Source organism: Amycolatopsis sp. DG1A-15b, from assembly GCF_030285645.1.
GTDB lineage: Bacteria > Actinomycetota > Actinomycetes > Mycobacteriales > Pseudonocardiaceae > Amycolatopsis.
Window position 1 is genome coordinate 6508082 of sequence record NZ_CP127296.1, and the last position, 22948, is coordinate 6531029.

At 70.6% G+C, this 22948-nt stretch carries 21 protein-coding genes; 8 read left to right on the forward strand and 13 right to left on the reverse strand.

Translation table 11 applies throughout. The features are described from left to right. Positions 1 to 49 precede the first annotated feature (49 nt). Both QRY02_RS29825 and QRY02_RS29830 read left to right on the forward strand, forming a co-directional pair. Positions 50 to 490, forward strand: coding sequence for a hypothetical protein (locus QRY02_RS29825; RefSeq protein WP_285986153.1), 441 nt, complete (start codon positions 50 to 52; stop codon positions 488 to 490). 82 nt (positions 491 to 572) lie between these two features. Beyond that, positions 573 to 1187 (forward strand): Pr6Pr family membrane protein, encoded by a 615-nt coding sequence (locus QRY02_RS29830; protein WP_285986154.1) that lies wholly within the window; start codon positions 573 to 575, stop codon positions 1185 to 1187. On the opposite strand, the gene QRY02_RS29835 is transcribed toward QRY02_RS29830, so the two are convergent. After that, entirely contained in the window at positions 1184 to 2392 is a 1209-nt protein-coding gene (locus QRY02_RS29835) for an NADH:flavin oxidoreductase/NADH oxidase family protein (protein WP_285986155.1), read from the reverse strand. The two genes, QRY02_RS29830 and QRY02_RS29835, sit on opposite strands and share 4 nt — an antisense overlap. Before the next feature lie 97 nt (positions 2393 to 2489). Here QRY02_RS29835 and QRY02_RS29840 point away from each other — a divergent pair, with 97 nt between their 5' ends. Continuing rightward, positions 2490 to 3113, forward strand: coding sequence for an MBL fold metallo-hydrolase (locus QRY02_RS29840; protein WP_285986156.1), 624 nt, complete (start codon positions 2490 to 2492; stop codon positions 3111 to 3113). On the opposite strand, the gene QRY02_RS29845 is transcribed toward QRY02_RS29840, so the two are convergent. Both QRY02_RS29845 and QRY02_RS29850 read right to left on the reverse strand, forming a co-directional pair. After that, a complete protein-coding gene (locus QRY02_RS29845; RefSeq protein ID WP_285986157.1) occupies positions 3110 to 3625 on the reverse strand; it encodes a hypothetical protein in 516 nt (171 codons plus the stop codon). The genes QRY02_RS29840 and QRY02_RS29845 overlap by 4 nt on opposite strands. Then, positions 3619 to 4086: a DUF309 domain-containing protein gene (locus tag QRY02_RS29850; RefSeq protein WP_285986158.1), complete on the reverse strand. Its 468-nt coding sequence runs from the start codon at positions 4084 to 4086 to the stop codon at positions 3619 to 3621. The genes QRY02_RS29845 and QRY02_RS29850 overlap by 7 nt, the downstream gene beginning before the upstream one ends. Positions 4087 to 4129: 43 nt before the next feature. On the opposite strand from QRY02_RS29850, the gene guaB1 reads away from it, so the two are divergent. After that, the gene (guaB1, locus tag QRY02_RS29855) at positions 4130 to 5569 is read left to right on the forward strand and encodes a GMP reductase (protein WP_285986159.1); all 1440 of its coding nucleotides are present in this window, start codon (positions 4130 to 4132) and stop codon (positions 5567 to 5569) included. On the opposite strand, the gene QRY02_RS29860 is transcribed toward guaB1, so the two are convergent. The 3 genes from QRY02_RS29860 to QRY02_RS29870 form a co-directional block, all read right to left on the reverse strand. Continuing rightward, positions 5570 to 8653: an amidohydrolase family protein gene (locus QRY02_RS29860; RefSeq protein WP_285986160.1), complete on the reverse strand. Its 3084-nt coding sequence runs from the start codon at positions 8651 to 8653 to the stop codon at positions 5570 to 5572. 120 nt (positions 8654 to 8773) lie between these two features. Beyond that, the gene (gene phoH2 / locus QRY02_RS29865) at positions 8774 to 10066 is read right to left on the reverse strand and encodes an RNA 5'-3' helicase PhoH2 (RefSeq protein ID WP_285986161.1); all 1293 of its coding nucleotides are present in this window, start codon (positions 10064 to 10066) and stop codon (positions 8774 to 8776) included. A gap of 461 nt (positions 10067 to 10527) precedes the next feature. Continuing rightward, positions 10528 to 11304 (reverse strand): isoprenyl transferase, encoded by a 777-nt coding sequence (locus QRY02_RS29870; protein WP_285986162.1) that lies wholly within the window; start codon positions 11302 to 11304, stop codon positions 10528 to 10530. Positions 11305 to 11417: 113 nt separating this feature from the next. On the opposite strand from QRY02_RS29870, the gene trhA reads away from it, so the two are divergent. Further along, entirely contained in the window at positions 11418 to 12059 is a 642-nt protein-coding gene (gene trhA / locus QRY02_RS29875; RefSeq protein WP_285993948.1) for a PAQR family membrane homeostasis protein TrhA, read from the forward strand. A 240-nt stretch (positions 12060 to 12299) separates the two neighbouring features. Here the strand turns inward: trhA and QRY02_RS29880 are convergent, their stop codons facing one another. Next, the gene (locus QRY02_RS29880) at positions 12300 to 12650 is read right to left on the reverse strand and encodes a hypothetical protein (RefSeq protein WP_285986163.1); all 351 of its coding nucleotides are present in this window, start codon (positions 12648 to 12650) and stop codon (positions 12300 to 12302) included. A gap of 195 nt (positions 12651 to 12845) precedes the next feature. After that, complete coding sequence (locus tag QRY02_RS29885; protein WP_285986164.1) at positions 12846 to 13319, reverse strand: carboxymuconolactone decarboxylase family protein; 474 nt, start codon at positions 13317 to 13319, stop codon at positions 12846 to 12848. Positions 13320 to 13627: 308 nt separating this feature from the next. Between QRY02_RS29885 and QRY02_RS29890 the strand changes: the two genes are divergently transcribed. Beyond that, positions 13628 to 14389, forward strand: coding sequence for a DUF2382 domain-containing protein (locus tag QRY02_RS29890; RefSeq protein WP_285986165.1), 762 nt, complete (start codon positions 13628 to 13630; stop codon positions 14387 to 14389). 67 nt (positions 14390 to 14456) lie between these two features. Here the strand turns inward: QRY02_RS29890 and QRY02_RS29895 are convergent, their stop codons facing one another. Beyond that, positions 14457 to 16346, reverse strand: coding sequence for an acyl-CoA dehydrogenase family protein (locus QRY02_RS29895; RefSeq protein ID WP_285986166.1), 1890 nt, complete (start codon positions 16344 to 16346; stop codon positions 14457 to 14459). Positions 16347 to 16426: 80 nt separating this feature from the next. After that, positions 16427 to 17800: a glycosyl hydrolase family 28 protein gene (locus QRY02_RS29900; RefSeq protein WP_285986167.1), complete on the reverse strand. Its 1374-nt coding sequence runs from the start codon at positions 17798 to 17800 to the stop codon at positions 16427 to 16429. 285 nt (positions 17801 to 18085) lie between these two features. Here QRY02_RS29900 and QRY02_RS29905 point away from each other — a divergent pair, with 285 nt between their 5' ends. Together QRY02_RS29905 and QRY02_RS29910 are read left to right on the forward strand one after the other, a co-directional pair. Then, positions 18086 to 18985, forward strand: a complete 900-nt coding sequence (locus QRY02_RS29905; RefSeq protein WP_285986168.1) for a DUF6745 domain-containing protein — start codon at positions 18086 to 18088, stop codon at positions 18983 to 18985. Positions 18986 to 19003: 18 nt separating this feature from the next. Further along, positions 19004 to 19462 carry a DUF8820 family protein gene (locus QRY02_RS29910; protein WP_285986169.1) on the forward strand — a complete coding sequence of 153 codons (459 nt, stop codon included), beginning with the start codon at positions 19004 to 19006 and terminating at the stop codon, positions 19460 to 19462. Positions 19463 to 19559: 97 nt separating this feature from the next. Here the strand turns inward: QRY02_RS29910 and abmR are convergent, their stop codons facing one another. The 3 genes from abmR to QRY02_RS29925 all read right to left on the reverse strand — a co-directional run bounded on the left by abmR (position 19560) and on the right by QRY02_RS29925 (position 22921). After that, positions 19560 to 20117: an ATP-binding transcription factor AbmR gene (abmR, locus tag QRY02_RS29915; RefSeq protein WP_285986170.1), complete on the reverse strand. Its 558-nt coding sequence runs from the start codon at positions 20115 to 20117 to the stop codon at positions 19560 to 19562. A 96-nt stretch (positions 20118 to 20213) separates the two neighbouring features. Next, positions 20214 to 20831, reverse strand: a complete 618-nt coding sequence (locus tag QRY02_RS29920) for a hypothetical protein (RefSeq protein ID WP_285986171.1) — start codon at positions 20829 to 20831, stop codon at positions 20214 to 20216. Positions 20832 to 20947: 116 nt separating this feature from the next. Further along, on the reverse strand, positions 20948 to 22921 hold the full coding sequence (locus QRY02_RS29925; protein WP_285986172.1) for a thioredoxin domain-containing protein: 1974 nt from the start codon (positions 22919 to 22921) through the stop codon (positions 20948 to 20950). Positions 22922 to 22948: the final 27 nt, after the last annotated feature.

Here is a 22948-nt window from a genome sequence, read left to right on the forward strand (position 1 = left end):
CTTCACAGAGATCCCGCTCACTTCCCGAGCGGTCATGGAGGAGCAACCAGTGGTCAGCAAGGAACAGATGAAGGCGGCCATCCACGCCGCCTTCGACGGAGCCGTCGCCGACGGGGCGAGCTACACCAAGGTGTACGCCGCGGAGATCAGGCAGAAGAACTACCTGGTCTTCCGGACCACCTCGGTCGCCAACTTCGCCCTGGGCTTCAGACCGGGGCAGACCGATCTCGTCCTCGTCCCGCTCGAGGAGAAGAACGGCACCGTCACGGCGGGCACGCCGCTGACGATCAACGACGCCAACCGGGCCTCGGTCAAGAAGCGCGACCTGCAGGGCCGGTTCGTCATCAAGACGACCGAGGGCCGGACGTTCCGGCTCAGCATCCTCCCGTCCGTGACGAAGCTCCTGGCCGTCGCCTACCAGCTGCCGGTCGAGCAGAAGGCGGAGTACGAGGCCTTCGTCGCGCTCCGGGACTCGCTTCTCACGGCGTGACGACCAGGCGCCCCGGTGCGGACCGCGCCGGGGCGTGACCGGTCCGGCCGCACTGGGTCCACAATGGAGCTAAGCTCCGGCGATGCGCAGCGAGAAGCTCACCCGCGCCTGGTTCGCGGTCACCGCGGTGGTCGCTCTGGCCGGCCTCGTCACCCAGGTCGTCACGACCGCGAGCGCCCCGGACGGGCGGGTGGCGAACCTGCTCTGCTTCTTCACGATCGATTCGAACCTGCTGGTCGTGCTCGCCTCGGCCCTGGTCGCGCTGGGCCGGGCCCGCGGGCGGCTGTTCACCGTCCTCTGGCTGGACGCGCTGGCCGGCATCATCGTGACCGGCATCGTCTACCAGGTCGCCTTGGCCGGCCTGCACGACCTGCACGGCCTCGCGTTCTTCGCCGACACGATGCTGCACAAGGTGACGCCGTTCCTGTTCGTGCTCGGCTGGCTCCTGGCCGGCCCGCGCGGGGCCCTGACGTGGCGCACGGTCTGGTGGTCGCTGCTCTACCCGCTGGCCTGGCTCGCCTTCACGCTCCCGCGCGGCGCGGTCACCGGCTTCTACCCGTACCCGTTCGTCGACGCGGGCGCCCTCGGCTACGGCCAGGTCGCGCTGAACTGCGTCTTCATCGGCCTCTTCTTCACCGCGCTCGCGGCGGCCGCGCTCCTCTACGACCGCCGGTTCACGCGGCTCGAACCCGCCTAACCGCGGACGCGGCGGAACGCGTTGAGCCCGTCGGTGAGGCCCGCCCGCACCAGTGTCGGGAGCGCGCCGCGCCGGTCGGCCGGCTTGCCCGCGGCGATCCGGTGCATCTGCCGGGTGTGCCACTGGATCTCCAGGAGGCTGTCGGCCAGCCGGATCCCGGTCTTGGGGCACAACCGCTCGGCGCGGACGTCCTCACCGGCGAGCAGCCGGGCGGGCAGGCCGGGGTCGGCGACCAGCGGGCGGCCGAGCCCGATCACGTCGACCTCGCCCGAGCGCAGTGCTTCGGCCATTCCGCCCGGTGTCGCGAACCCGCCGGTGACCATCAGGGCGACGTCGGACACTTCACGCGCTTTCGCTGCGTAGTCCAGGAAGTACGCTTCGCGCGCTTGGGTGCTCGCGCGCCCCGCGCCCATCATCGCGACCTTCTCGTAGGTGCCGCCGGACACTTCCAGCAGGTCGAGCCCGGCCTCACCGAGTTCGCGCACGACCTCCAGGGACTCGTCCTCGGTGAAGCCGCCGCGCTGGAAGTCCGCGCTGTTGAGCTTGACCGACACCGGCACGGCGTCGCCGACCGCTTCGCGCACCCGCCGGACCACCTCGAGCAGGAACCGGCGGCGGCGCACCGCGTCGCCGCCCCAGGCGTCGGTCCGCAGGTTGGTCAGCGGGGAAAGGAACTGCGAAACCAGATAGCCGTGGGCGCCGTGGATCTGCACGCCCCTGAAACCCGCTTCGACGAACGTGCGCGCCGCGACGCCGAAGCGCTCGATGATCGCTTCGATCTCTTCGCCGGTCAGAGCCCGTGGCACGGCGAAGGCGGTACGGATGCCTCGATTGCCGAAGGGCACCACGGACGGGGCGACGGGCTGCCGCGAGAGGTACCGCGGGCTCTGCCGGCCGGGGTGGTTCAGCTGCACCCACAGCCGCGCCTCCGTGCCCTCGACCGCGCCGGCCCACGGCCGGTAGACCGCCGGATCCGGCGTTGCGGCCACGTTGCGCGGCTCGCCGAGCGCGGCCGGGTCGACCATGACGTTCCCGGTGATCAACGCGCCCGCACCACCGCCGGCCCAGGTCCGGTACAGCTCGAAGAGCTCCCGCGTCGGCGCGTTGCGGCGGTCGCCGAGCTGCTCGCTCAGCGCCGACTTCACCAGGCGGTTCGGCAGCACCTCGCCGCACCGCAGCTTCAACGGCTCCGCCAGGAGGGTCATCACGTCACCTCTCGAACTTACTCGCAGTAAGGTGACTCGACGGTAGCATACCGCCGGTATGTCATGGACCGCTCGAATGACCACTAGGGTCGGGCGCATGACGGCGATCGTGCAGAACCTGGTGACCTCCGGTGTCTTCCAGCTCGACGGGGGCAGCTGGGACGTCGACAACAACGTCTGGCTCGTGGGCGACGACGCGGAGGTGATCGTGATCGACGCGGCGCACGACGCGAAGGCGATCGAAAACGTCGTGGGTGAGCGGAAACTGGCCGCGATCGTCTGCACCCACGCGCACAACGACCACGTCAACGCCGCCCCGGAACTCGCCGCCGCCACCGGCGCGCCGATCCTGCTGCACCCGGACGACCGGGTCGTCTGGAACCTCACGCACCCGGACCGCGCCCCGGACGGCGAACTGGCCGACGGCCAGGTGCTCACCGTCGCGGGCACCGAACTCCGCGTCATCCACACGCCGGGGCACGCGCCCGGCGCGGTGTGCCTGTACGCGGCGGAACTGGGCGTTCTGTTCACCGGCGACACGCTCTTCCACGGCGGCCCCGGCGCCACCGGACGGTCCTATTCGGACTACCCGACGATCGTGCACTCCATCCGCGAGAAGCTGTTCGCGCTCCCGGAGGCGACGAAGGTCCACACCGGACACGGCGCGGGCACGACGATCGGTGCCGAGAAGGCGGCTTCGGACGGCTGGGACCAGCCTTAGGAGGTGTGCTTCCGGGCGACGAGGGCGAAGTCCTCGATCGCCCGGTCGAAGGCGGCGCTGGCTTCCCGGACCGGCGTGGGCAGGAACTTCCGGTCGAACTTCCGGGAGTCGTCGAGCTCCCACCGGGTGTGGTGGAGCTCCATCTCCTTCCGGCGGAGCAGGTTCGCCTGCTCGACCAGCTCGTCCGGCCCGCTCATCACGAGCAGCCCGTAGAACGCGCGCATGTCGGTGCGAGCCGTGTAGTACCCGTCTTCGAACTCGATCTCCCGCTGTGCGTCGGTCTCGAGCTCTTTGCCCAGTTCCCGGCGGCGGTGGATCACGTTGATGTCGATGATGTGCTTGCGCGCCCGCGTTGCGGCCTCGATCAGCCCGGCACAGCGGTCGGCCCGGTCCTGCCGCAGCTTCGCGCGCCGGGCCGCGTTGAGCTTCACCGGTTCGACCAGCGCGCCCAGCGTCACGCCGACCAGCGACGCCACCGCCGCGATGACCGCGGCACCGACCGCCGTCAGCACGTCAGCCGCGGCACGCTCGGCGACACCCGTACGCGCTGTTTCGCCTCATCGGCCAGGCTGCGCGCCCACTCCTGCAGGCCGGCGACGTCGATGCCGTGGGGCGGCTCGTCCCGGAACGGCTCGATGTTCGCCGCGCCCCGCTCCAGCAGGGACACCGCACCGACGTTGTTGCCGCGCGCGGCGTGCGTCAGCCCCACCGCGAGCTGGGCGAGGCCGCGCCAGAGCTCGCGGTCGGGGCCGTCGGTGGTCTTCCACGCGTCCTCGAAGACTTCGTGCGCGTGGAACGGCTTGCCGTCGTCGAGCAGCCGCTGGGCTTCCGCAAGCGTTTGCGCCGGCGTGCGCTCGATGCCTTCCGGCTGGCGCTCGACGCCGTCCGCGCCGTACGGCAGCGGCCGGCCGAGGCCGTCGCGCGGCCGTGCGTTGCGTGCCCGTCCCTCGGTGTCCCGGTCGCGGCGGCTCATGCCCTCGATCCTGCCACGGGTCCGGCAGGTAGTCTGGGGACTCGTGCGTTTCCTCGACGGCCACCGGCCTGCCCACGACCTGACCTACGACGACGTGTTCCTGCTGCCGAACCGTTCCGACGTGGAGTCCCGCTTCGACGTCGACCTCTCCACCGCGGACGGCACCGGCGCGACGATCCCGATCGTGGTCGCGAACATGACCGCGGTCGCCGGCCGCCGGATGGCCGAGACCGTCGCCCGGCGCGGTGGCCTGGTGGTGCTGCCCCAGGATGTGGACAGCGCCGCCGTCGCCGAGATCGTCGGCTGGGTGAAGAGCCGGCACACCGTGTGGGACACGCCACTGGTGCTGACCGGCGGTGACGCCGTCGCCGACGCCCTCAACCTGGTCCACAAGCGGGCCCACGGCGCTGTCGTCGTCGTGGACGGCGAAGGCCGCCCGGTCGGCATCGTCGACGAAGCGGCCTGCGCGGGCGTCGACCGCTTCGCGCGTCTCGCCGACGTCGCGCAACCGCCGGCCGTCGCGGTCCCCCTGACCACACCGGCGCGTGAGGTCTTCGAACTCCTGCACAGCCACGGCGCGAACCTGGCGCTCGGCCTGGACGCCGACGGCCGGCTCGCGGGCGTGCTGACCGCCGTCGGGTCGCTGCGCGCGGACATCTACACCCCGGCCGTCGACGACGCGGGCAAGCTGCGCGTCGCCGCCGCGGTCGGCGTCAACGGCGATGTCGCGGCGAAGGCCGAAGCCGTCTTGAAGGCGGGCGTCGACGTGCTGGTCGTCGACACCGCGCACGGGCACCAGGCGAAGATGATCGCCGCGCTGAAGGCCGTCCGGTCGGTGTCGCCACAGGTCCCGGTGGTCGCCGGGAACGTGGTCACGGCCGAGGGCACGCGCGACCTGATCCAGGCCGGGGCCGACGTCGTCAAGGTCGGCGTCGGGCCGGGCGCGATGTGCACCACCCGGATGATGACCGGCGTCGGCCGCCCACAGTTCTCCGCGGTCGCCGACTGCGCGGCCGCCGCGCGCGAGCTGGGCAAGCACGTCTGGGCCGACGGCGGGGTCCGCCACCCGCGTGACGTCGCACTGGCGCTGGCCGCCGGCGCGTCCGCGGCGATGGTCGGCTCGTGGTTCGCCGGCACCTACGAATCCCCCGGCGACCTGCGGTTCGACGAGCAGGGACGGCCCTACAAAGAGTCGTTCGGCATGGCGTCGAAGCGTGCCGTCGGCGCGCGGACGCGGACGGACAACTCGTTCGACCGCGCACGCAAGGCGCTGTTCGAGGAGGGCATCTCGTCGTCGCGGATGTCGCTGGACCCGCAGCGCCCGGGCGTCGAGGACCTGCTGGACTCGATCGGCTCCGGCGTGCGTTCGTCCTGCACCTACGCGGGTGCGCGGACCCTCGAGGAGTTCCACGAGCGCGCGGTGCTGGGCGTCCAGTCGGCGGCCGGGTTCGCCGAAGGCCGTCCCCTCCCCGCAGGCTGGTAGTCAGCCCGCGCAGCACACGTGTTCCGACCACTCCGGAACGTGCCACCAGTGCTGCTTCTCCGCCGACCGGGCCGCGGGCGCCACCTCGGTGGCCGCCCGTGCGCCCGGCTGGTTCCGGTAGGGCGCCAGCAACTCGCCGACCGTGCGCAGCACGCCGCCGACCAGCACGCTGCGGACGTTCGCGGCCGCCTTGATGTCCTGCAACGGGTTGCCGCTGACCAGCGACAGATCGGCGTACGCACCTCGCTTGAGCACACCGATCCGGTCCTCGAGCCCCAGCCACCGCGCCGGGTTGCGGGTGGCGGTGGTGAGCGCCTCGTACGGCGTGAACCCGAAGGCGACCATGGCCCGCAGGTTCTGGTGGGTCGAGACGGCCACGTTGTCCAACGGCGAGTCCGTGCCGGTGACCACGAACCCGCCCGCCCGGTGGATCCGCAGCACCATGTCGACGTTCCCGGCGAGGACCTGGCTCAGGTACGCGTTCTCCGGGTTGCCCGCGGTGTCCGCCGTGGTCTTGAGCAGCTGGTATTCCCACGGCGGGAAGAGGACCTCGGTGCGCTCGTCGGTCACGAGCGACTTGTCGTCCGCGTACAGCGCCCTGGACGTGAACAACGTCGGCGTGATCGACATCCCCGAGCGGACGAACAACTCGACCGCGTCCTGGTAGGACCGGCCGATCCGGCTGACGGTGTGCGAATACCCGAGCCGGTTGGTGGCCCCGGTGTGCTCCATCGCGTCCATGCCGATGTTCGCCGCCGGGTACAGGTAGTGCGACGACAGCGGGATGCCCGCCCGGTGCGCGGCCCGGACGACCGCCTGCTGGTAGGCCACGGGAAGCCGGACGTACGTCTTGATCATGTCGTATTTCAGCTCGACCGCCCGGGACAGCTCCAGGTTCAGCTGCTCGGGCGACAGGGTCGGCCGCATGAAGTTGTAGTAGATCCGGGAGCCGTCGATGGCTTCGCCGGTGCCGAAGTACCTCGGCCCGACGCGGCTTCCGGATTCCAGCGCCTCGCGCGTCTCCAGCATCTGGTACACCGGGTCGCCGGGCGAGCGGGTCGTGGTGATGCCGTAGGACAGCCACAGCCTGCCTTGCCGGTCGCCCCACTGCCGGCCGCGCAGGTGCCAGTGGTTGTGGATGTCGATGAGGCCGGGCATGGCGGTCAGGTCGTGCGCGTCGACCGTCCCGGGTGCGTCCCGGTGCGGCCGGACGTCGGCGATCCGGCCGCCGTCGACGACGATGTCGACGTCGCGCCGCAGCGTCCGGGCGACGCCGTCCCACGCCGCGCCGACGTGGATGACGGTCGGGCGTGGCGGGCGCGGCCGGGCCCAGGTGAAGTCGAGCCGGATCGTGCGCGGCTCGCCGCCGGTGATCTTCTGGGCCTTGAGCTGCCCCTTCGACAGGTAGACGAGCGTGTCGTTCCCCTGCCAGGCCAGGGAGTCGGTGACGTCGTGGGTGACCTGCCTCGGCGCGCCGACAAACTTGCCGGTGCCGTCGACCGGGGCGATCCAGGCGACGCTTTCGACCGTGAACGCGAGGTACCGGCCGTCGGGTGACCACAGTGGACCGTCGTCGCCGCGGGTGGCGAGCGAACGGAACGGCATCGGCTCGGCGTAGCGGAGTTCGTGGGTCTTCAGGTCGACCGTGAGGATCTGGCTCGTGCCTTCGCGGTACCGCCGCGAGTACGGCTTGACCGCCGCCAGCGCGAGGACCGACCCGTCGGGCGACCAGGTGGGCCGGCCCGGCATGAACAGCGGCGGCGTCACCTGCTGGGCCTGGGCCGTGGCCACGTCGTGGATCCACGTGGCGCCGTCCTGGTCGGCGTACGCCACCCGGCCGCCGTCCGGCGACCACCGCGGCGCGACCTGGGCGCCCGGCAGCCGGGTGAGGACGGTGTCCTCGCCGGTGCCGAGGTCGCGCAGCCACAGGTCGGCGGTGCCGAGCCGGTCGCTCGTGTAGAGCAGCTTCGTCCCGTCCGGGTGGAAGTCCGGGTCGGAGTTGAAGTAGCCGTCGCCGATCAGCTGCTGCGGCTTGCCCCCGCCCGCTGCGACGACGTAGATCGCGTTGAGGGCCCGGAACGCGATCCGCTTGCCGTCCCGGGAAACCACCGGACCGGCGATGCCCCGGACGGGCTTCGGCGCGGCCGAGTCCAGGTCACGACCCCGCCTTCGGTAGTCGCGCGGTGCCGTGGACACGCCCGCTTCGAACGGGATGTCCGTGACGGCGCCGGACCGCTCGCGCCGCCGGATGTGCCCGTCGGCGGTGTAGAGCACGGCGGACCCGGACCAGTTCGCGGCGAAGCCGAAGACGTCCTCGCCCTTGGTCAGCTGCTCGTCGCCGAGCATGAGGTCCGCTTCGGCACCCCGCAGCCGCAGGTAGCTGGGCCGGCCGCCGGGACCGAACGCGGGACCGTAGAGCTTGTCGGTGCCGGTCGCGGTGACCAGGCGCGTGCGGGCGCCGGTGGCCGGGGTGACGACGTCGATGGCGGTGTCGTTCACGGTGTAGACGATCTTCGTGCCATCGGCCGACCACCGCGGCGACGCCTCTTCGTCCGTGGTGGACACCACGGTGCTGATCACTCCGGAGGCGACGTCCAGCAGGTGGATGCCGTAGCTGCCGTCCCGGTCGCTGCTGAAGGCGATCTTGGTGCCGTCCGGCGAGAACACGGGTTCCCGGTGGTCGAACCGCCCGCTGGTGAGCTTGCGGGGCGCGCCGCCGGCGGCATCGATGACGTACAGGTGGAAGTTGCCGTCGCGGTAGGACTGGAACACGATCCGGCGGCCGTCCGGCGACCAGCTCGGGAGCGTGGCGTCCTGCAGGTCGCCGGTGAGCCGCCGGGCGCGACCGCCGCCGGCGGGCAGCACCCAGATCCCGGTGACCAGGTCGACCGCGATCCACCGGCCGTCCGGTGACAGCGCGGCGGACATGTTCGTGCCTTCGCGCAGCACCACGCCGTCGTGGCCGGCATCCGGCCGGACGTCCGGTTCGGCCTCGGCGACCCCCGCGCCGGCCACGGCCAGCGCGGCGGCGGTGACGCCACCACGGACGAGAAGCTCACGACGAGAAAGGTTTTCCGGCCCCATGCGGCCAACTATGCCCAGCCCCGGATCGGCCGTACAGCGGCCGAGCGGGTTTTTCACCGGATGTCCGGCGAAGGCGGAAAGGGTTGCCGGGGGCGGCGCGCGCGCCGCCCCCGGGGCCCGTCAGCCGTGGTCCTCCAGCATCTCGGTGACCAGGGCGGCGATCGGCGAGCGCTCCGAGCGCGTCAGCGTGACGTGCGCGAACAGAGGGTGGCCCTTGAGCTTCTCGATCACCGCCGAGACGCCGTCGTGGCGCCCGACGCGCAGGTTGTCACGCTGGGCGACGTCGTGCGTGAGCACCACCCGTGACGCCGTGCCGAGCCGCGAAAGGACCGTGAGCAGGACGTTGCGCTCCAGCGACTGCGCCTCGTCGACGATCACGAACGTGTCGTGCAGCGAGCGGCCGCGGATGTGCGTCAGCGGGAGCACCTCGAGCATGCCGCGGTCGAAGACCTCGTCGAGGACGTCCTGGCTGACCAGCGCGCCGAGGGTGTCGAACACCGCCTGCGCCCACGGCTGCATCTTCTCGCTCTCGGACCCGGGCAGGTAGCCGAGGTCCTGGCCGCCGACCGCGTAGACCGGCCGGAACACCACGACCTTGCGGTGCTGACGGCGTTCCATCACCGCCTCGAGGCCCGCGCACAGGGCGAGCGCCGACTTGCCGGTGCCGGCCCGGCCGCCCAGCGAGACGATCCCGACGTCGGAGTCGAGCAGCAGGTCGAGCGCGACGCGCTGCTCGGCGCTGCGGCCGTGCAGGCCGAACGCCTCGCGGTCGCCCCGGACCAGCCGGATGCGCTTGTCCGCCGTGATCCGCCCGAGCGCGCTGGAGCTGCCCGCGAGCAGCCGCAGCCCGGTGTGGCAGGGCAGCTCGGCGAGCTCGTCCATGCCGTATTCGACCGGGTCGACGGTGCCGCCGCCGAACAGCGTGTCGAGCACGTCCTGCTCGACGTCCACGTCCGCCATGCCCGTCCAGCCGGACGGTGTGACCTCCTGCGCGCGGTACTCGTCGGCCTCGAGGCCCACCGCACCCGCCTTGACCCGCAGCGGAATGTCCTTCGTCACCAGCGTGACCTGCGCGAACTCGGCTGCGAGGTTGAGCGCGCAGGCGAGGATGCGGTGGTCGTTGGAGTCGGTCCGGAACCCGGACGGGAGCACCGACGGGTCCGAGTGGTTCAGCTCCACCTGCAGCGTGCCGCCGTGGTCCCCGATGGGGAGCGGCGCGTCGAGCCTGCCGTACTGCCGGCGCAGGTCGTCGAGCATGCGCAGGGATTCCCGGGCGAACCAGCCGAGCTCCGGGTGGTGGCGCTTCGCCTCCAGTTCACTGATGACGACCAGCGGAAGCACGACAGCGTGCTCGGCGAACCGAGTGACCGCCCACGGGTCCGAAAGGAGGACCGACGTGTCGAGCACGTACATGTGCTGCTGGAATTCGGGCGAGGTCGAGGCTTTCTCCGGGCCAGGAACGGCACCGGTCGAAGAACGGCCAGAGGCCTTACGGGGCAAACGCTGCGCAGTCACGACGGCATCTCCCTCGAGGGCGTGTGCACCTCACGCCCGCACTCGCTGGGCCGGGCACCTCCCTGGCTGGACCGTTCCTCCTGACCTGGTGGGTCAGGTGGTGCGGCCACGAGGGCCGGGTGCCGGCCCCCTCGAGCGTCTCGTGGGCGGCTGAACCGCCCCCTCGATCACCGCCACGACCAGGGCCTCCCGCGAGGACCCGCACGGAACGCGTGCCCTCTCCACGGAAGGTACCCACGAATCCGGCGGCGCGCAGGGAGCCAACACGGTGATTCGCCAGATCGTCACCTCACCGTCGGTCGTCCGAAATCAACCCTGAGTGCTCTTCAGGGTCGCTGACCAGCGGCTTTTCCGGGTGTCTAGGAGCCGAACCGGCGGTGCCGCCAGGCGTAGTCGCGGATGGCACGCAGGAAGTCGACGCGGCGGAAGGCGGGCCAGTACGCCTCGGTGAACCAGAACTCCGAGTGCGCGGACTGCCACAGCAGGAAGCCGGAAAGCCGCTGCTCGCCCGACGTGCGGATGATGAGGTCCGGGTCGGGCTGGCCCGACGTGTAGAGGTGCTCGGAGATGTGGTCGACGTCGAGGATCTTCGCCAGCTCGTGAATGGACGTTCCCTCGTCGGCGTGCTGCCGCAGCAGCTTCCGCACGGCGTCCGCGATTTCCTGGCGCCCGCCGTAGCCGACCGCGATGTTGACCTCCATCCCGCTCCGCCCTTCGCTCCGGGCGGCGGCTTCGCTGAGGCGCTTGGCGACCTCGACGGGGAGCAGGTCGAGCGCGCCGACGATCCGCAGCCGCCACGGCGTGCCGGGCGCGGCGAGCTCGTCGGTGACGTCGGTGATGATCTTCAGCAGCGGCGTGAGCTCGTCCGGGTCGCGGTTGAGGTTGTCGGTCGACAGCAGCCACATGGTGACGACCTCGACGTCGGCCTCCTGGCACCAGCTCAGGAAGTCCGCGATCTTCTTGGCCCCGGCGCGGTGGCCGTCCGAAACGTCCGTGAAGCCCGCTTCACGGGCCCACCGGCGGTTGCCGTCGAGCATGATGGCGATGTGCCGGGGATGCCGCCCGGCGGCCTGCTGGATGAGGCGCCTGCCGTAGGCGCTGTACACGACGTCGGACAAGAAGGAGCGAACACTCACGTCGAGTCAGCGTACGCACCCGGTGTGAGGCGTGTGACTTGAGCACTGCTGGAGAACCTACGCTGTCGTAACCTGGATGTGTGAGCCTGACGACGGAACCACCCGAGCCCGTAGTGGACCTCCGCCCCCGGCTGCGCGGACACATCCACTTCTGGACGTTCTTCGGCGCGGTTGCGGCAGCGGCGACGCTGGTGTCCTTGGCCGCGTCCACAGTGTCCCCGATCGCGGCCCTCGCGACGTCGGTCTACGGCCTGACGGTCCTCGGCCTGTTCGGCGTGAGCGCGCTGTACCACCGCAAGTTCTGGAGCCCCCGCGCGTACAAGTGGATGAAGCGCGCGGACCACTCGATGATCTTCCTGTTCATCGCGGGCACGTACACCCCGTTCACGCTGCTGGCGATGTCGAAGCCGACGGGGTACGTGATCCTGTCGATCGTCTGGGGCGGCGCGATCGCCGGCGTGGCGCTGAAGATGCTGTGGCCGAACGCGCCCCGGTGGCTCGGGGTGCCGATCTACATCGCGCTCGGGTGGGTCGCGGTGTTCGTGTTCCCGGAGCTGGCCACGCATGCGGGGGTCGGTGCGCTGGTGCTGCTCTGCGTGGGCGGGTTGTTCTACACGCTGGGTGCGGTGTTCTACGCCGTGAAGTGGCCGAACCACTGGCCGGAGACTTTCGGGTACCACGAGTTCTTCCACGCCTGCACTGTGTTGGCTGCTGTGTCGCACTACATCGCCATCTGGCTGGCCATGTACGCCTAGGACGCGTCTGCAGATCTTCGTCGCACCGTCGTAGGACCTGCATCCCGAAGCCTGATTGTGACGACGGCCGGTGGCGCCGGGCCGCCCGGCCCGCTGGCGGAATCACATTGCGGCCGGCTCGAGCAAAAACAAAAGCGCGGCCATTCACTCGTCATCGAGTGAATGGCCGCGCTTTTGCGAGGATGAGCCGAGGTTGGTTGGTGCACACTCAATCAACCAGCTTGCGGCTCCTCCTTTCGATCAGCCGGCCGAGTTTCCGTTGCAGGCGACGTACGACGGGTTGTGGTCGACCGTCAGCAGCTCCAGCGGGCCGTTCCACTGCCAGGGCAGCAGGCACGCGTTGTCGAGGATGCTGATGCCACCGTGGCCGCCGCCGGTGGAGTTGTTGTTGCAGGCCGCGTACGAAGGCGCGTGGCCCGCGTGCAGCGCCTCGATGGGACCGTTCCACTGCCACGGAGCCGCGCACAGGTTGTCGCCGATGCTGATGCCGCCGCCCGGGTGGTGCCCGACCTCGCCGGCGGAAGCCGGCGCGGCAACAGCGAGCATGGCGCCACCGATGACTGCGGCTGCGAAGAGCGTCTTTTTCATCATGGTAAAATCATCGGGCGACATCCGGTGATCCTTTATCGACATCACCCGATGGCTTGGACAACATCACCCACCCCGGCAATCAACCGCCTTGCGCCGGGCGCGGTCCAGTCCACTGTGCGACGGTGAGGGGTTCCACCGCCGTGAGATCGTCACCATCGAAGCTGGTCCCGCGCCCCACGGCAGGTGAACTCCCCCTCAGCCGAACATCCCCGGCTGGTACTCCCCCGCCGGGTTGCGGACGATCACGTTCAGCCGGTTCCACGCGTTGATCGTCGCCACCAGCGCGATCAGCGCCCCGATCTGCTCCTCGTCGAAGTGCTTGCGCACGGCGGCCCACGTCTCGTCGCTGACGCCGGTGTGCGCGTCCGCCAGGCGGGTGCCCTCCTCGGTCAGCGCCAGAGCCGCGCGCTCCGCCTCGGTGAACACCACCGCTTCACGCCACGCCGCCACCATCGCCAGACGGACCGCCGTCTCGCCGCCCGCCGCCGCGTCCTTCGTGTGCATGTCGAGGCACATCCCGCAGCCGTTGATCTGGCTCGCGCGGATCTTCACCAGCTCCTGCGTCGCCTTCGGGAGCGACGACTCTTCGACCGGGCGCGACGCCGCGATCAGGCGCTTGACGAACTTGCCGGTGACCTCGTTCTCGAACATGTTGAGGCGCGCTTCCATGGTCGTTCCCCTTTCGTCGTCTGCTTCACCCCCTTGACGACCCGGACGCCACCGTTGTGACAGCGCCGCCAGTGACGCCGGTCACGCGAAATCCAGGTCCACACCTTCGCGTGCGCGCGACGGCCGCCCGTCACGCCGGTGGCACCGCGCTCGACCTGCGGGACCCGCCACGCCTGGCCCGTGGGCGAAGCTTCAAACGATCACGATCAGGGGTCACCCACGGGACCACCACGACGGTTGCCGTGGTCACCGGCGCGGCCGACGGTGGATCCCAGACAAGGACCCAACGTGGAAGGAGCACGACCGCGATGGCCAGGACCATGCAGCCCGAGCAGCTCATCGACAGCGCCGTGGTCGACCCCGACGGCAACAAGATCGGGAAGGTCGGCAACGTCTACCTCGCCGACGCGACGCACCAGCCCGAGTGGATCACCGTCAAGACCGGCCTCTTCGGTACGAAGGAAAGCTTCGTCCCGCTCTCCGGCGCCCGCACGGACAAGGACGGGATCCACGTCCAGGTCGACAAGGACAGCGTCTCCGAGGCGCCCCGCATCGACGCCGACGGGCACCTTTCGCCCGAAGAGAGCACGCAGCTCTACCAGCACTACGGCCTGCCGGTGCCGCGCACCTCGCCGGACGGGCGGACGGACGGCCGGACGGATCGCGGCCCGGCCGCCATGGGCGGCCGTGGGAAGCGCGACGACCGTGCCTCCATGACGCGCTCGGAGGAACGGCTCAACGTCGGCACCGAGCAGGTCGAGACCGGGCACGTGCGGCTGCGCAAGTACGTCGTCACCGAAGAGCAGCAGGTCACCGTCCCCGTGCGGCACGAAGAGGTGCGCATCGAGCGCGAGCCGATCAAGGACGGCCAGCGCGGCGCCGAGATCGGCGAGGCCGAGCAGGACGTCGTCCTCCACGCCGAGAAGCCCGTGGTGCGCAAGGAAACCGTGCCGGTCGAGCGGGCGCGCCTGCGGACCGAGACGGTCAGCGACGAGCAGACCGTGTCCGGCAAGGTCCGCAAGGAGCAGTTCGAGGTCACCGACGACGACCGGAAGCACCGCCGCTCCTGAAGGCTCCCGGACGGGTGGCCGGTCCCCGATACCGGCCACCCGTCCGGGCTCCACCGCGGCCGGGCGCTCAGGACGTGAGCATCGGCGCCGCGAGGAACTGCTCCGGGATCGCGAACGCGTCCACCAGCGTGCGCGCGTGCGGGCGCAGCTCCGAGCACAGCCGGTTCACCGCCGACGTGACGGCCTTCGCGCGCGACGCCGTCAGGCGGCCGTGGCCCAGGAACCACGCCAGGTCCTCTTCGATCGCCGACAACGCGTAGAGGTCGCAGACGCGCTCCAGCACCGACCGCGCGTCCGGATCGTCGCAGCGCTCGATGGCCGCCGTGAACGCCTCGAGCACCAGGCGCTCGACGTGGACGCGGCCCGCGCGCAGCACGTGGTCCTGCGCCGAATTGAACACACCGAACGGGTCGGCGGCCGCCTTGCGCAGGCGCTTCGCCACGCCTTCGACGACGTGCTCCTCGCGGTCCTCGAACAGCCGCAGCTGCCATTCGCGGCGGAAGAACACCTCCGAGTCGGACCCTTCGGTGAGCGACTCGAGCGCCTTGCGCACCGAGGTCCGCTCCAGGAGCGTGCTGACCACCTGGTCGGTGAAGAACCGGGCCGTCGCCAGCGGCGAAAGGTCCTCGAAATCCTGCTTGTAGCTGGTCAGCAGGCCCTTCGCGACCAGCTGCAGCAGCACCGTGTTGTCGCCTTCGAACGTCGTGAAGACGTCGGTGTCGGCCTTCAGCCCGGGCAGCACGTTCTCCGCCAGGTAGCCCGCGCCGCCGCACGCCTCGCGCGCGGTCTGGATCGCCGACGTCGCGTGCCACGTCGCGAGCGCCTTCAGCCCGGCGGCGCGCGACTCCAGCTCGCGCTGCTCCTCTTCGGGCGCCGACGAATCGATGTCGTGCAGCTTCGAGACCAGCTCTTCCTGCGCGAAGTGCAGCGCGTACGTCTTGGCCAGCGCCGGCAGAAGTTTCCGCTGGTGGGCGAGGTAGTCCAGGACGACGACCTCGTCGCCGTCCGGCTTCGCGAACTGGTGGCGGAACTCGCCGTAGCGGATCGCCAGCGTGAGCGCGCGTTTCGTGGCGCTGCCCGCGCTGCCGGCGACGCTCACCCGGCCGCGGATCAGCGTGCCCAGCATCGTGAAGAACCGGCGGCTGTCGCTCTCGATCGGGCTCGAGTACGTCCCGTCTTCGGCGACGTCACCGAAGCGGTTCAGCAGGGCTTCGCGCGGCACCCGGACGTCGTCGAACGCCAGCCGTCCATTGTCGACACCGTTGAGGCCCGCCTTCGGCCCGCAGTCCTCGATGGACACCCCGGGCATCGGCGCACCGTCGTCGTCGCGGATCGGCACGAGAAAGGCGTGCACGCCGCGCGATTCGCCGCCGGTCACCAGCTGCGCGAAGACCACCGCCAGCCGGCCGTCGCGGGCGGCGTTGCCGATGTATTCCTTGCGGGCCATCGCGTCCGGCGTGTTGATCACGAACCCGCCGTCGGCGAAGGTCGCCGTGGTGCGCAGGTGCTGGACGTCGGAACCGTGGCCGTGCTCGGTCATCGCGAAGCAGCCCAGGACGTCGAGGTCCATGATCGCACGCAGGTACCGCTCGTGGTGCCGCTCGGTGCCGAGCAGCTGGACGGCGCCGCCGAACAGGCCCCACTGGACGCCGGCCTTCACCATCAGCGACAGGTCGCCGTAGCCGAGCATCTCGAACGACGTCACCGACCCGCCGACGTCACCACCGCCGCCGTACGCCGGGTCGAAGCCCAGGCCGGGGCGGTCGGTTCCGGCGAGCGCGCGCAGCTGGTCGAGCACCTGGGCGCGGTGCGCCTCGATGCCGAGGTCCACCGGGTCCCGGAACTCCGCGCCGGCCATCTGCGCCCGCACCCCGCGGCGCAGCTCGGCCCAGCGACCGTCGAGGACGGCGGTCAGTGCGTCCGGATCCACCTTCGAGGGCACTTCGGGGACGTCCACGGCTACCTCCGGAAAGGACGAACGGCAGGCTTCCTACTCGTTGGTAGTAAGCCTGCCGCAGCGCCGCCGATCCCGCAGGGTCAGATCGGCTTGCCGTTGACCGTCACATTCGTGAAGCGGGCGCTGTCCACGTACTTCAGCGTGTTCGACGTGTCCGACACGCCCTTAAACGTGGAGTTCGCCACGGCGAACCCGTGCACGTGGGCGTTCGAAAGCCCGCTGACGTCGAACGTCTTGCCCGCGATCTTCGTGCTCGAACAGTTGCTGATCGTGAACGGCCCGAACGAAGGCACGGAGCTGCCAGTCTGGCTGTTGTACGTGGACGTCACGTACACGAAGTTCCGCGCGAACGTGCCGGAGACGCTGTCGAGGTTGATGTTCTCGGAAAACCCGCCACGCAGCGTGTTGGACTTCACGTACAGGGCGAACTTCGTCTCACCCTTCACGGTGAGCTTGTACGCGTAGACGTTGCGGATCCCGCCGGTCTGCTCGCTGCCGCAGGTGATCGCACCCCAGTTGCCGTTCATCACGCAGTTCACCACGACGAGGTTCTGGCACGGGACGTTCACCCGCCGCCCGTCGGCGTCGCGGCCGGACTTGATGGCGATGTTGTCGTCGTGCGCGCCGAGGGTGCAGTTGGCGATGACGACGTGGTCGCACGACTCCGGGTCGCAACCGTCGGTGTTGCTGTGCGCGGTGCTGGGATCGGTGCTGACGCCGTCGACCGTGACGTTGCGGCACAGCGTCGGGTGCAGCTGCCAGAACATGGAGTTCTTCAGGGTGATCCCCTGGATCAGCACGTTCTCGCAGGCGTACGGCTCGACGAACGCCGAACGCATGGTGTGCCCCGAGCCCGGCACCACCCGCTTCTCCGGCGCGATTCCCTTGGCCACCAACGATTCCAGGTACGCCCGGTCGCTGCCCTTGTTCCACGACGAGGTCGCCGCCGCGTCGAGCGTGCCGCTGCCGGTGAGGCCGATGTTCTTTTCCCCGTAGGCGTAGATCATCGGCGAACGGTTGACGCATTCGATGCCTTCGTAGCGTGTCAGGACATTCGGGAACTTCGCCGCGTCGCCGCTGAACTTCAGCACCGAACCGGGTTCGAGGTGCAGGTCGACGTGGCTCTTGAGCCGGATGGCGCCGGTCAGGAAACTCCCCCCGCCCGGCACGATCACGTGGCCGCCGCCGGCCGCGGCGCAGGCGTCGATCGCCTTCGCGATCGCCGCGGTGTTGTCGGTTTTACCGTCGTTCTTCGCGCCGTAACCGGTGATCGGGAAAGCGCGGTCCGGGAATACCGGAACCGTCGTGTTCGCGACGATGTCGTTCGCCGCCGGCCACGGGAGCGCGGGAACGTCGATGCGGGGCGCTGCGGAGGCGACCGCCGGGAGCAGCGGCACCGCCGCCACCGCGAGCCCGCCCTTGATCAGCTGCCGCCGGGTGAACCTGCCGTCCATGGACACTTCCTTCACGGGAAGAGCTGGTGCGACGGCGGAACCGCGGCACGGACCGCGGGCACGACGAACTCTAGGCGCGCGAGTGGCTCCAGGTCCAGGCTGAGACATCCGGGGCTTCGCCCCGAGCCGGGGGCTCCGCCACCCGGAACCCCCGAGAAGCCGCTTGCGCGATCGGCGAAACGGCTGTCATGATCGGAGCATGTCGATTCGAAAGGGCGTGCGCGCCCTCGCGCGTTGAGCGCCCCACGGCGGCCGGACCGCCGACTTCCCGATATTTCCGCGTGGTTGAGCCACGCCTTCAGCACGTATTCCGCGGATCGTCCCGCGGCCGAAGACGCCATCACCCGGCTCTACGCGCTGCTCGGCGAGCCGCCGCCGAAGTTCGTCTGGGTGTCCTCCCCGAACGCCGCCGTGCCACCATCCGGGTCCGCCGAGCCAGTGGAAGCCCGGTTGGCGACGCGGGTCGCCGCGCTGCGAAGACGGTGGGGCGACATTTCGCCCGAGGCGCGGCAGACCGTCAAAGAGTCCGTCGCCGGCCTGATCCGGGCCGCCATTCCGCGTTCGCTGGGCCTGCACTGGTACGGGCAGCAGGACGCGTACTGGGTGGTGCCGCGCTCGGGTGACCCCGAGCTGGAACTGTGGGCGACCCTCGTCCGCTCCTGCGGCTGGTGGTGGCCGCGCGACGGCGTCTGCGTCGTCGCCGAACGGCCGCTGGCGATCCACACGGACGACGGGCACCGGCTGCACAACGGGTCCGGGCCCGCGGTGGTCTACCCGGACGGCTGGGGCGTGCACGCCTGGCACGGCACGCGGGTGCCGTCCTGGGTGGTCGAAGACCCCACCGCGGACCGGATCGACCGCGAGTCCAACGTCGAGGTGCGCCGCTGTGCGATCGAGCACCTGGGCTGGGCGGCGTACATCGAGCAGGCCGGGTTGCGGATCTCGAGCCGGGCGCCCGATCCCGGCAACCCCGGCTGCGAACTCCGGCTCTACGACCTTCCGCAGCGGAACGGGCAGGCGCCTTCGCGGCTGCTGCTGGCGGTGAACGGCTCGGTGGAGCGCGACGGTACCCGCCGTCGCTACGGGCTGCGCGTGCCCGCCGAATTCGACCATCCCCTCGACGCGGCCGGCTGGTCGTACGGGCTCACCGGAGCCCAGTACGCGCGCCTGCAGCGCCGGACCTGACTTTCTCGAGGTGAGCGCATGTTTCTGAGCGAACTGCTGGAGTGGACCGGACTCGACGTCCTCGACCACCTGGACCGCCAGGTCACCGTCCCGGTGATCGACGGGCTCCAGGCCCAGGGGGACCTGATCGTGCTGCCGCTGGCGTTGCTGGGCGCGCCGGCCTGGCGCAGCGACTGGTGGGAGCTGCCCGCGGAAGGCCGCGAACTGGTCCGCGGCGAAGCGGGCAACAACCCGCACACGCTCGTCGCGGACCGGGGAACGTGCCGGCTGACGACGCGGCTGAACGACCCGGAGCGGCTGGCGATCGCGGCCTTCGAGAACACGGCGCCGGTGTACCTGATCCACCCGGAGCACGGGGCAACCGGGGTGGCGCCCGGTGCGTGGTTCGTGCGGCGGCAGCGGGAGCTGAGTGCCCGGCCCGTGCAGCAGCGCCAGGCGTGGACCGGGGTGCCGGAGCCCGTGCTGATCGCGGACTGAGGGCCCGGTGGCGGGTCGTGGGTGCCACCGAGGGGGCGGCACCCGCGACCCGGCTCCGGCTGGACCGTGGGGTGCCGCCTCGGCGGCACCCCACGGCTCACGCCAGGTCGGGTCCCTTCGAGCGCAGGTCGTCGACCTTGCTCATCGCTTCCCGCAGTTCGCCGAGCCAGCTGTCCGCGTGCTGGCCGACCAGGCGCACCGCCCAGGCCAGCGCGTCCGAGCGCGACCGCGCCACACCCGCGTCCACCAGCGTGTCCAGCACCAGGCGCTCCGGCTGGCGCAAGCGCGTCATCACCGGTGCCGAATGCGTCGTGAACAGTGCCGTCGTGCCGCCCAGACGGGCGCCCCACGCCACCTTGCGCTGGTAGCGGTGCTCCGCCTGGCGGGCGATCTCGATCCGCTCGTCCCGCGTCTCCTCGCGGTACCGGCTGATCCGGCCCTCTTCGGCGGCCGCGCGGGCGGCGTCGTCCGCGTGCTCCTCCGTCAGCGCCGGGAGCTCGCCGACCACGATGATCTCTTCGCGGTCGACCGTGACCTCCGGTGCGCCCGTGAACCAGCCGTCGGGCAGCCGGCCGCCGAACCAGGCCGCCGCGTCGTCCGCCGGCGGTACCTCGGCCTGCTGCCAGCCTCGGCCTCCACGCCATCCGCGTCCCATGTCGTACCTCCGATTACATGATTACATCGCTACCGAAGTTACGCCGAAGAGAGCGTGATCGGCACAGCGTTCACCCACAGCGCAACCGCATGAACGTCAGGAAGCCAGCATGTCGAAGTGAAAGCCGATCACGACGAAGGCGAACGCCACCACGTACACGACCCAGCCAGGCTTCTTGTGGTCGAGCAGAAATGCGAGGCCCCGGCTCATCGGCCAGCAGATACCGTAGATCAACACGACCCACGGCAGCAGGATCAGTCCGGCCAGGATCACGGTCGCCACGATCACCGGCGCAAGCAGGCAGCCCGCCCTCCACGCGCTCCGGGCCTCTGCTTTGTTCTTCGGTTTGGCATCCAGCATGGACCCGAGGGCGATGAAGAAGAGGAGCAAGATCAGCGGAAGCTGAAACCAGAACGAGTCCAGCACCGGTTTCGCCCAGGCGATCAGCTCTTTGACCGGCCGGACGACCTGCTCGGCCCAGTCGAACGCCGTGCTGGCGAGCGTCAGCGCGAAGAACGCGAGGTAGGCCATCAGGGTGACCACGGCGACCACGACCGCCACACCTTCGGCAGGCGTCGTCACCGCCTTCGTCCAGTTCACGACGTACAGCCGCTTCCCGAAGGCGCGCAACCGCTCCGGGCCGATGAGGTCGAGCACCACCGTCAAGCCGCCGGCGAACTGCAGCCCCTTGCCGACGCGGCCCCAGACGAGCATCGGCAGGCCCCACAGGTGCGCCCATCGACCTTTTCTCCGGCCCACCAGCGCAGCTACAAGTCCCACCATTGCCCCATCGCAACAGCATAATGTGCACGCGCGTTCACCCAGGGCGATCAGAGCTGGGCGGTCAGCTCCTCCGCCGAGGTCACCGGGCGGTCGCAGACGTACCCCCGGCAGACGTAAGCCGCCGGGGCGCCGTCGACCAGGGGGCGGTCGGCCAGCAACGGGACGCCCGGTGCGTCCGGCTCGCCGGCCAGCACGATGCCGCCGCCGTGCACTCCGCGGGCCGCCGCCAGCCGCAGCGACGCGTCCTCGCCCACCACCGCCACCTGCACCGGGCCGGCCTGCAGCGCTTCGGCGACCGACAGCCAGTGCCCGGCGAACCGGGGCACCCGCCCGGCCAGCACCCCGGCCCGGCGCAGCGCCTGCTCGGCCGCGTCCCGGTACCGGGCCGAGTCGGCGTGGCCCGCCAGCGCGGACGCCGTCAGCAGCGCTCCGGCCAGCGCGGACGCCCCCGACGGGCTCGCGTTGTCACCCGGGTCGGCCGGGCGCTGGACCAGTGTCTCGGCGTCGTCGGCCGTGTCGAAGTACGCACCGGGGACGTCCGGGGACGCGAAGTGCGTCAGCGCCAGGTCGAGCAGCCGGGTCGCTTCGGTGAGCCACTTCGCGGCGCCGGTCGCCTGGTGCAGCGCCAGGAACCCGTCGGCGACGCAGGCGTAGTCCTCCAGCACCCCGGCGGATTCGCCGACGACGCCGTCGCGCGAGCTGCGCCGCAGCCGTCCGTCGACGACGTGCACCCGCAGCAGCAGCTCGGCCGCCCCGCGAGCCCAGTCGATCCACTGTGGACGATCCAGCGCGACCCCGGCCTCGGCCAGCGCCGTGATCGCCAAGCCGTTCCAGGACGCGATCACCTTGTCGTCCCGGCCCGGCTGCGGCCGCTTCGCCCGCGCGTCCAGGAGCTTGACGCGCATCGGCTCCGGCAGCTCGCCGAACAGGCGCAACGTCGAGGCGCCGTCTTCGAAGGTGCCTTCGTCCGTGACGCCGAACAGCTCGGCCGCCGCCGGGGCGTCGTCCCCGAGCACTTCACGCAGCTGTGACGGCGTCCAGACGTACGTCAGGCCTTCGACACCTTCGGTGTCCGCGTCCAGCGAAGACGCGAAGCCGCCTTCGGGCGTTCGCAAGCTTTCGAAGAGGAACTCCGCCGTTCCGGTGGCGACCCGCAACGCCGTGGCCGAACCGGTGCGCCGCCAGAGGTGGGCGTAGAAGCGCAGGAGCAACGCGTTGTCGTACAGCATCTTCTCGAAGTGCGGCACGATCCACTCGGCGTCGACGGAGTAGCGTGCGAAGCCGCCGGCCAGCTGGTCGTACAGGCCACCGCGGGCCATCGCCTCGGCCGTCTGGTCCACAAGGGACAAGGCGACCTGCGATCCGGTCCGTTCGTGGTGGCGCAGCAGGAACTCCAGGACCATCGCCGGCGGGAACTTCGGCGCGCGGCCGAACCCGCCGTTGCTGCTGTCCGCCTCCTGCTGGAGCTTCCCGACCGCGCCGGCGAGCACCGCTTCGTCCACAACGGACTCTTTGAGCGGCCCGGTCTGCTCGGCGAGGTGGGCGACGATCTGCTTGGCGCCGTCCAAGAGCTCGTCCGGCCGCTCCTGCCACGACTGGACGACCGCGGCGAGCAACTGCCGGAACGACGGCATGCCCGGCCGCGGCGACGGCGGGTAGTAGGTGCCGCAGTGGAACGGCTCACCGTCCGGGGTCAGGAAGCAGGTCATCGGCCAGCCGCCCTGGCCGGTCATCGCCTGGGTGGCGGCCATGTACACCGCGTCGATGTCCGGCCGCTCCTCGCGGTCGACCTTGATGTTGACAAAGTTCGCGTTCATCAGGGCCGCGGTCCCGGCATCTTCGAACGACTCGTGCGCCATGACGTGGCACCAGTGGCAGGCGGCGTAGCCGACCGAAAGCAGGATGGGCACGTTCCGCCGTTTCGCCTCGGCGAGCGCGTCCGGCCCCCACGGCCACCAGTCGACGGGGTTGTCCGCGTGCTGGAGCAGGTACGGGCTGGTCGCGCTGGCGAGGCGGTTCATGTGTCCAGGGTGGCACCCGGGAAAACC

What these genes read in the sequence shown, in the direction of transcription:
- QRY02_RS29830 (WP_285986154.1), top strand. Translation starts at nt 573, where the DNA reads ATGCGCAGCGAGAAGCTCACCCGCGCCTGGTTCGCGGTCACCGCGGTG.
- QRY02_RS29835 (WP_285986155.1), bottom strand. Translation starts at nt 2,392, where the DNA reads ATGACCCTCCTGGCGGAGCCGTTGAAGCTGCGGTGCGGCGAGGTGCTG.
- QRY02_RS29840 (WP_285986156.1), top strand. Translation starts at nt 2,490, where the DNA reads ATGACGGCGATCGTGCAGAACCTGGTGACCTCCGGTGTCTTCCAGCTC.
- QRY02_RS29850 (WP_285986158.1), bottom strand. Translation starts at nt 4,086, where the DNA reads ATGAGCCGCCGCGACCGGGACACCGAGGGACGGGCACGCAACGCACGG.
- QRY02_RS29860 (WP_285986160.1), bottom strand. Translation starts at nt 8,653, where the DNA reads ATGGGGCCGGAAAACCTTTCTCGTCGTGAGCTTCTCGTCCGTGGTGGC.
- phoH2 (WP_285986161.1), bottom strand. Translation starts at nt 10,066, where the DNA reads ATGTACGTGCTCGACACGTCGGTCCTCCTTTCGGACCCGTGGGCGGTC.
- QRY02_RS29880 (WP_285986163.1), bottom strand. Translation starts at nt 12,650, where the DNA reads ATGATGAAAAAGACGCTCTTCGCAGCCGCAGTCATCGGTGGCGCCATG.
- QRY02_RS29885 (WP_285986164.1), bottom strand. Translation starts at nt 13,319, where the DNA reads ATGGAAGCGCGCCTCAACATGTTCGAGAACGAGGTCACCGGCAAGTTC.
- QRY02_RS29890 (WP_285986165.1), top strand. Translation starts at nt 13,628, where the DNA reads ATGGCCAGGACCATGCAGCCCGAGCAGCTCATCGACAGCGCCGTGGTC.
- QRY02_RS29900 (WP_285986167.1), bottom strand. Translation starts at nt 17,800, where the DNA reads ATGGACGGCAGGTTCACCCGGCGGCAGCTGATCAAGGGCGGGCTCGCG.
- QRY02_RS29910 (WP_285986169.1), top strand. Translation starts at nt 19,004, where the DNA reads ATGTTTCTGAGCGAACTGCTGGAGTGGACCGGACTCGACGTCCTCGAC.
- abmR (WP_285986170.1), bottom strand. Translation starts at nt 20,117, where the DNA reads ATGGGACGCGGATGGCGTGGAGGCCGAGGCTGGCAGCAGGCCGAGGTA.
- QRY02_RS29920 (WP_285986171.1), bottom strand. Translation starts at nt 20,831, where the DNA reads ATGCTCGTCTGGGGCCGCGTCGGCAAGGGGCTGCAGTTCGCCGGCGGC.
- QRY02_RS29925 (WP_285986172.1), bottom strand. Translation starts at nt 22,921, where the DNA reads ATGAACCGCCTCGCCAGCGCGACCAGCCCGTACCTGCTCCAGCACGCG.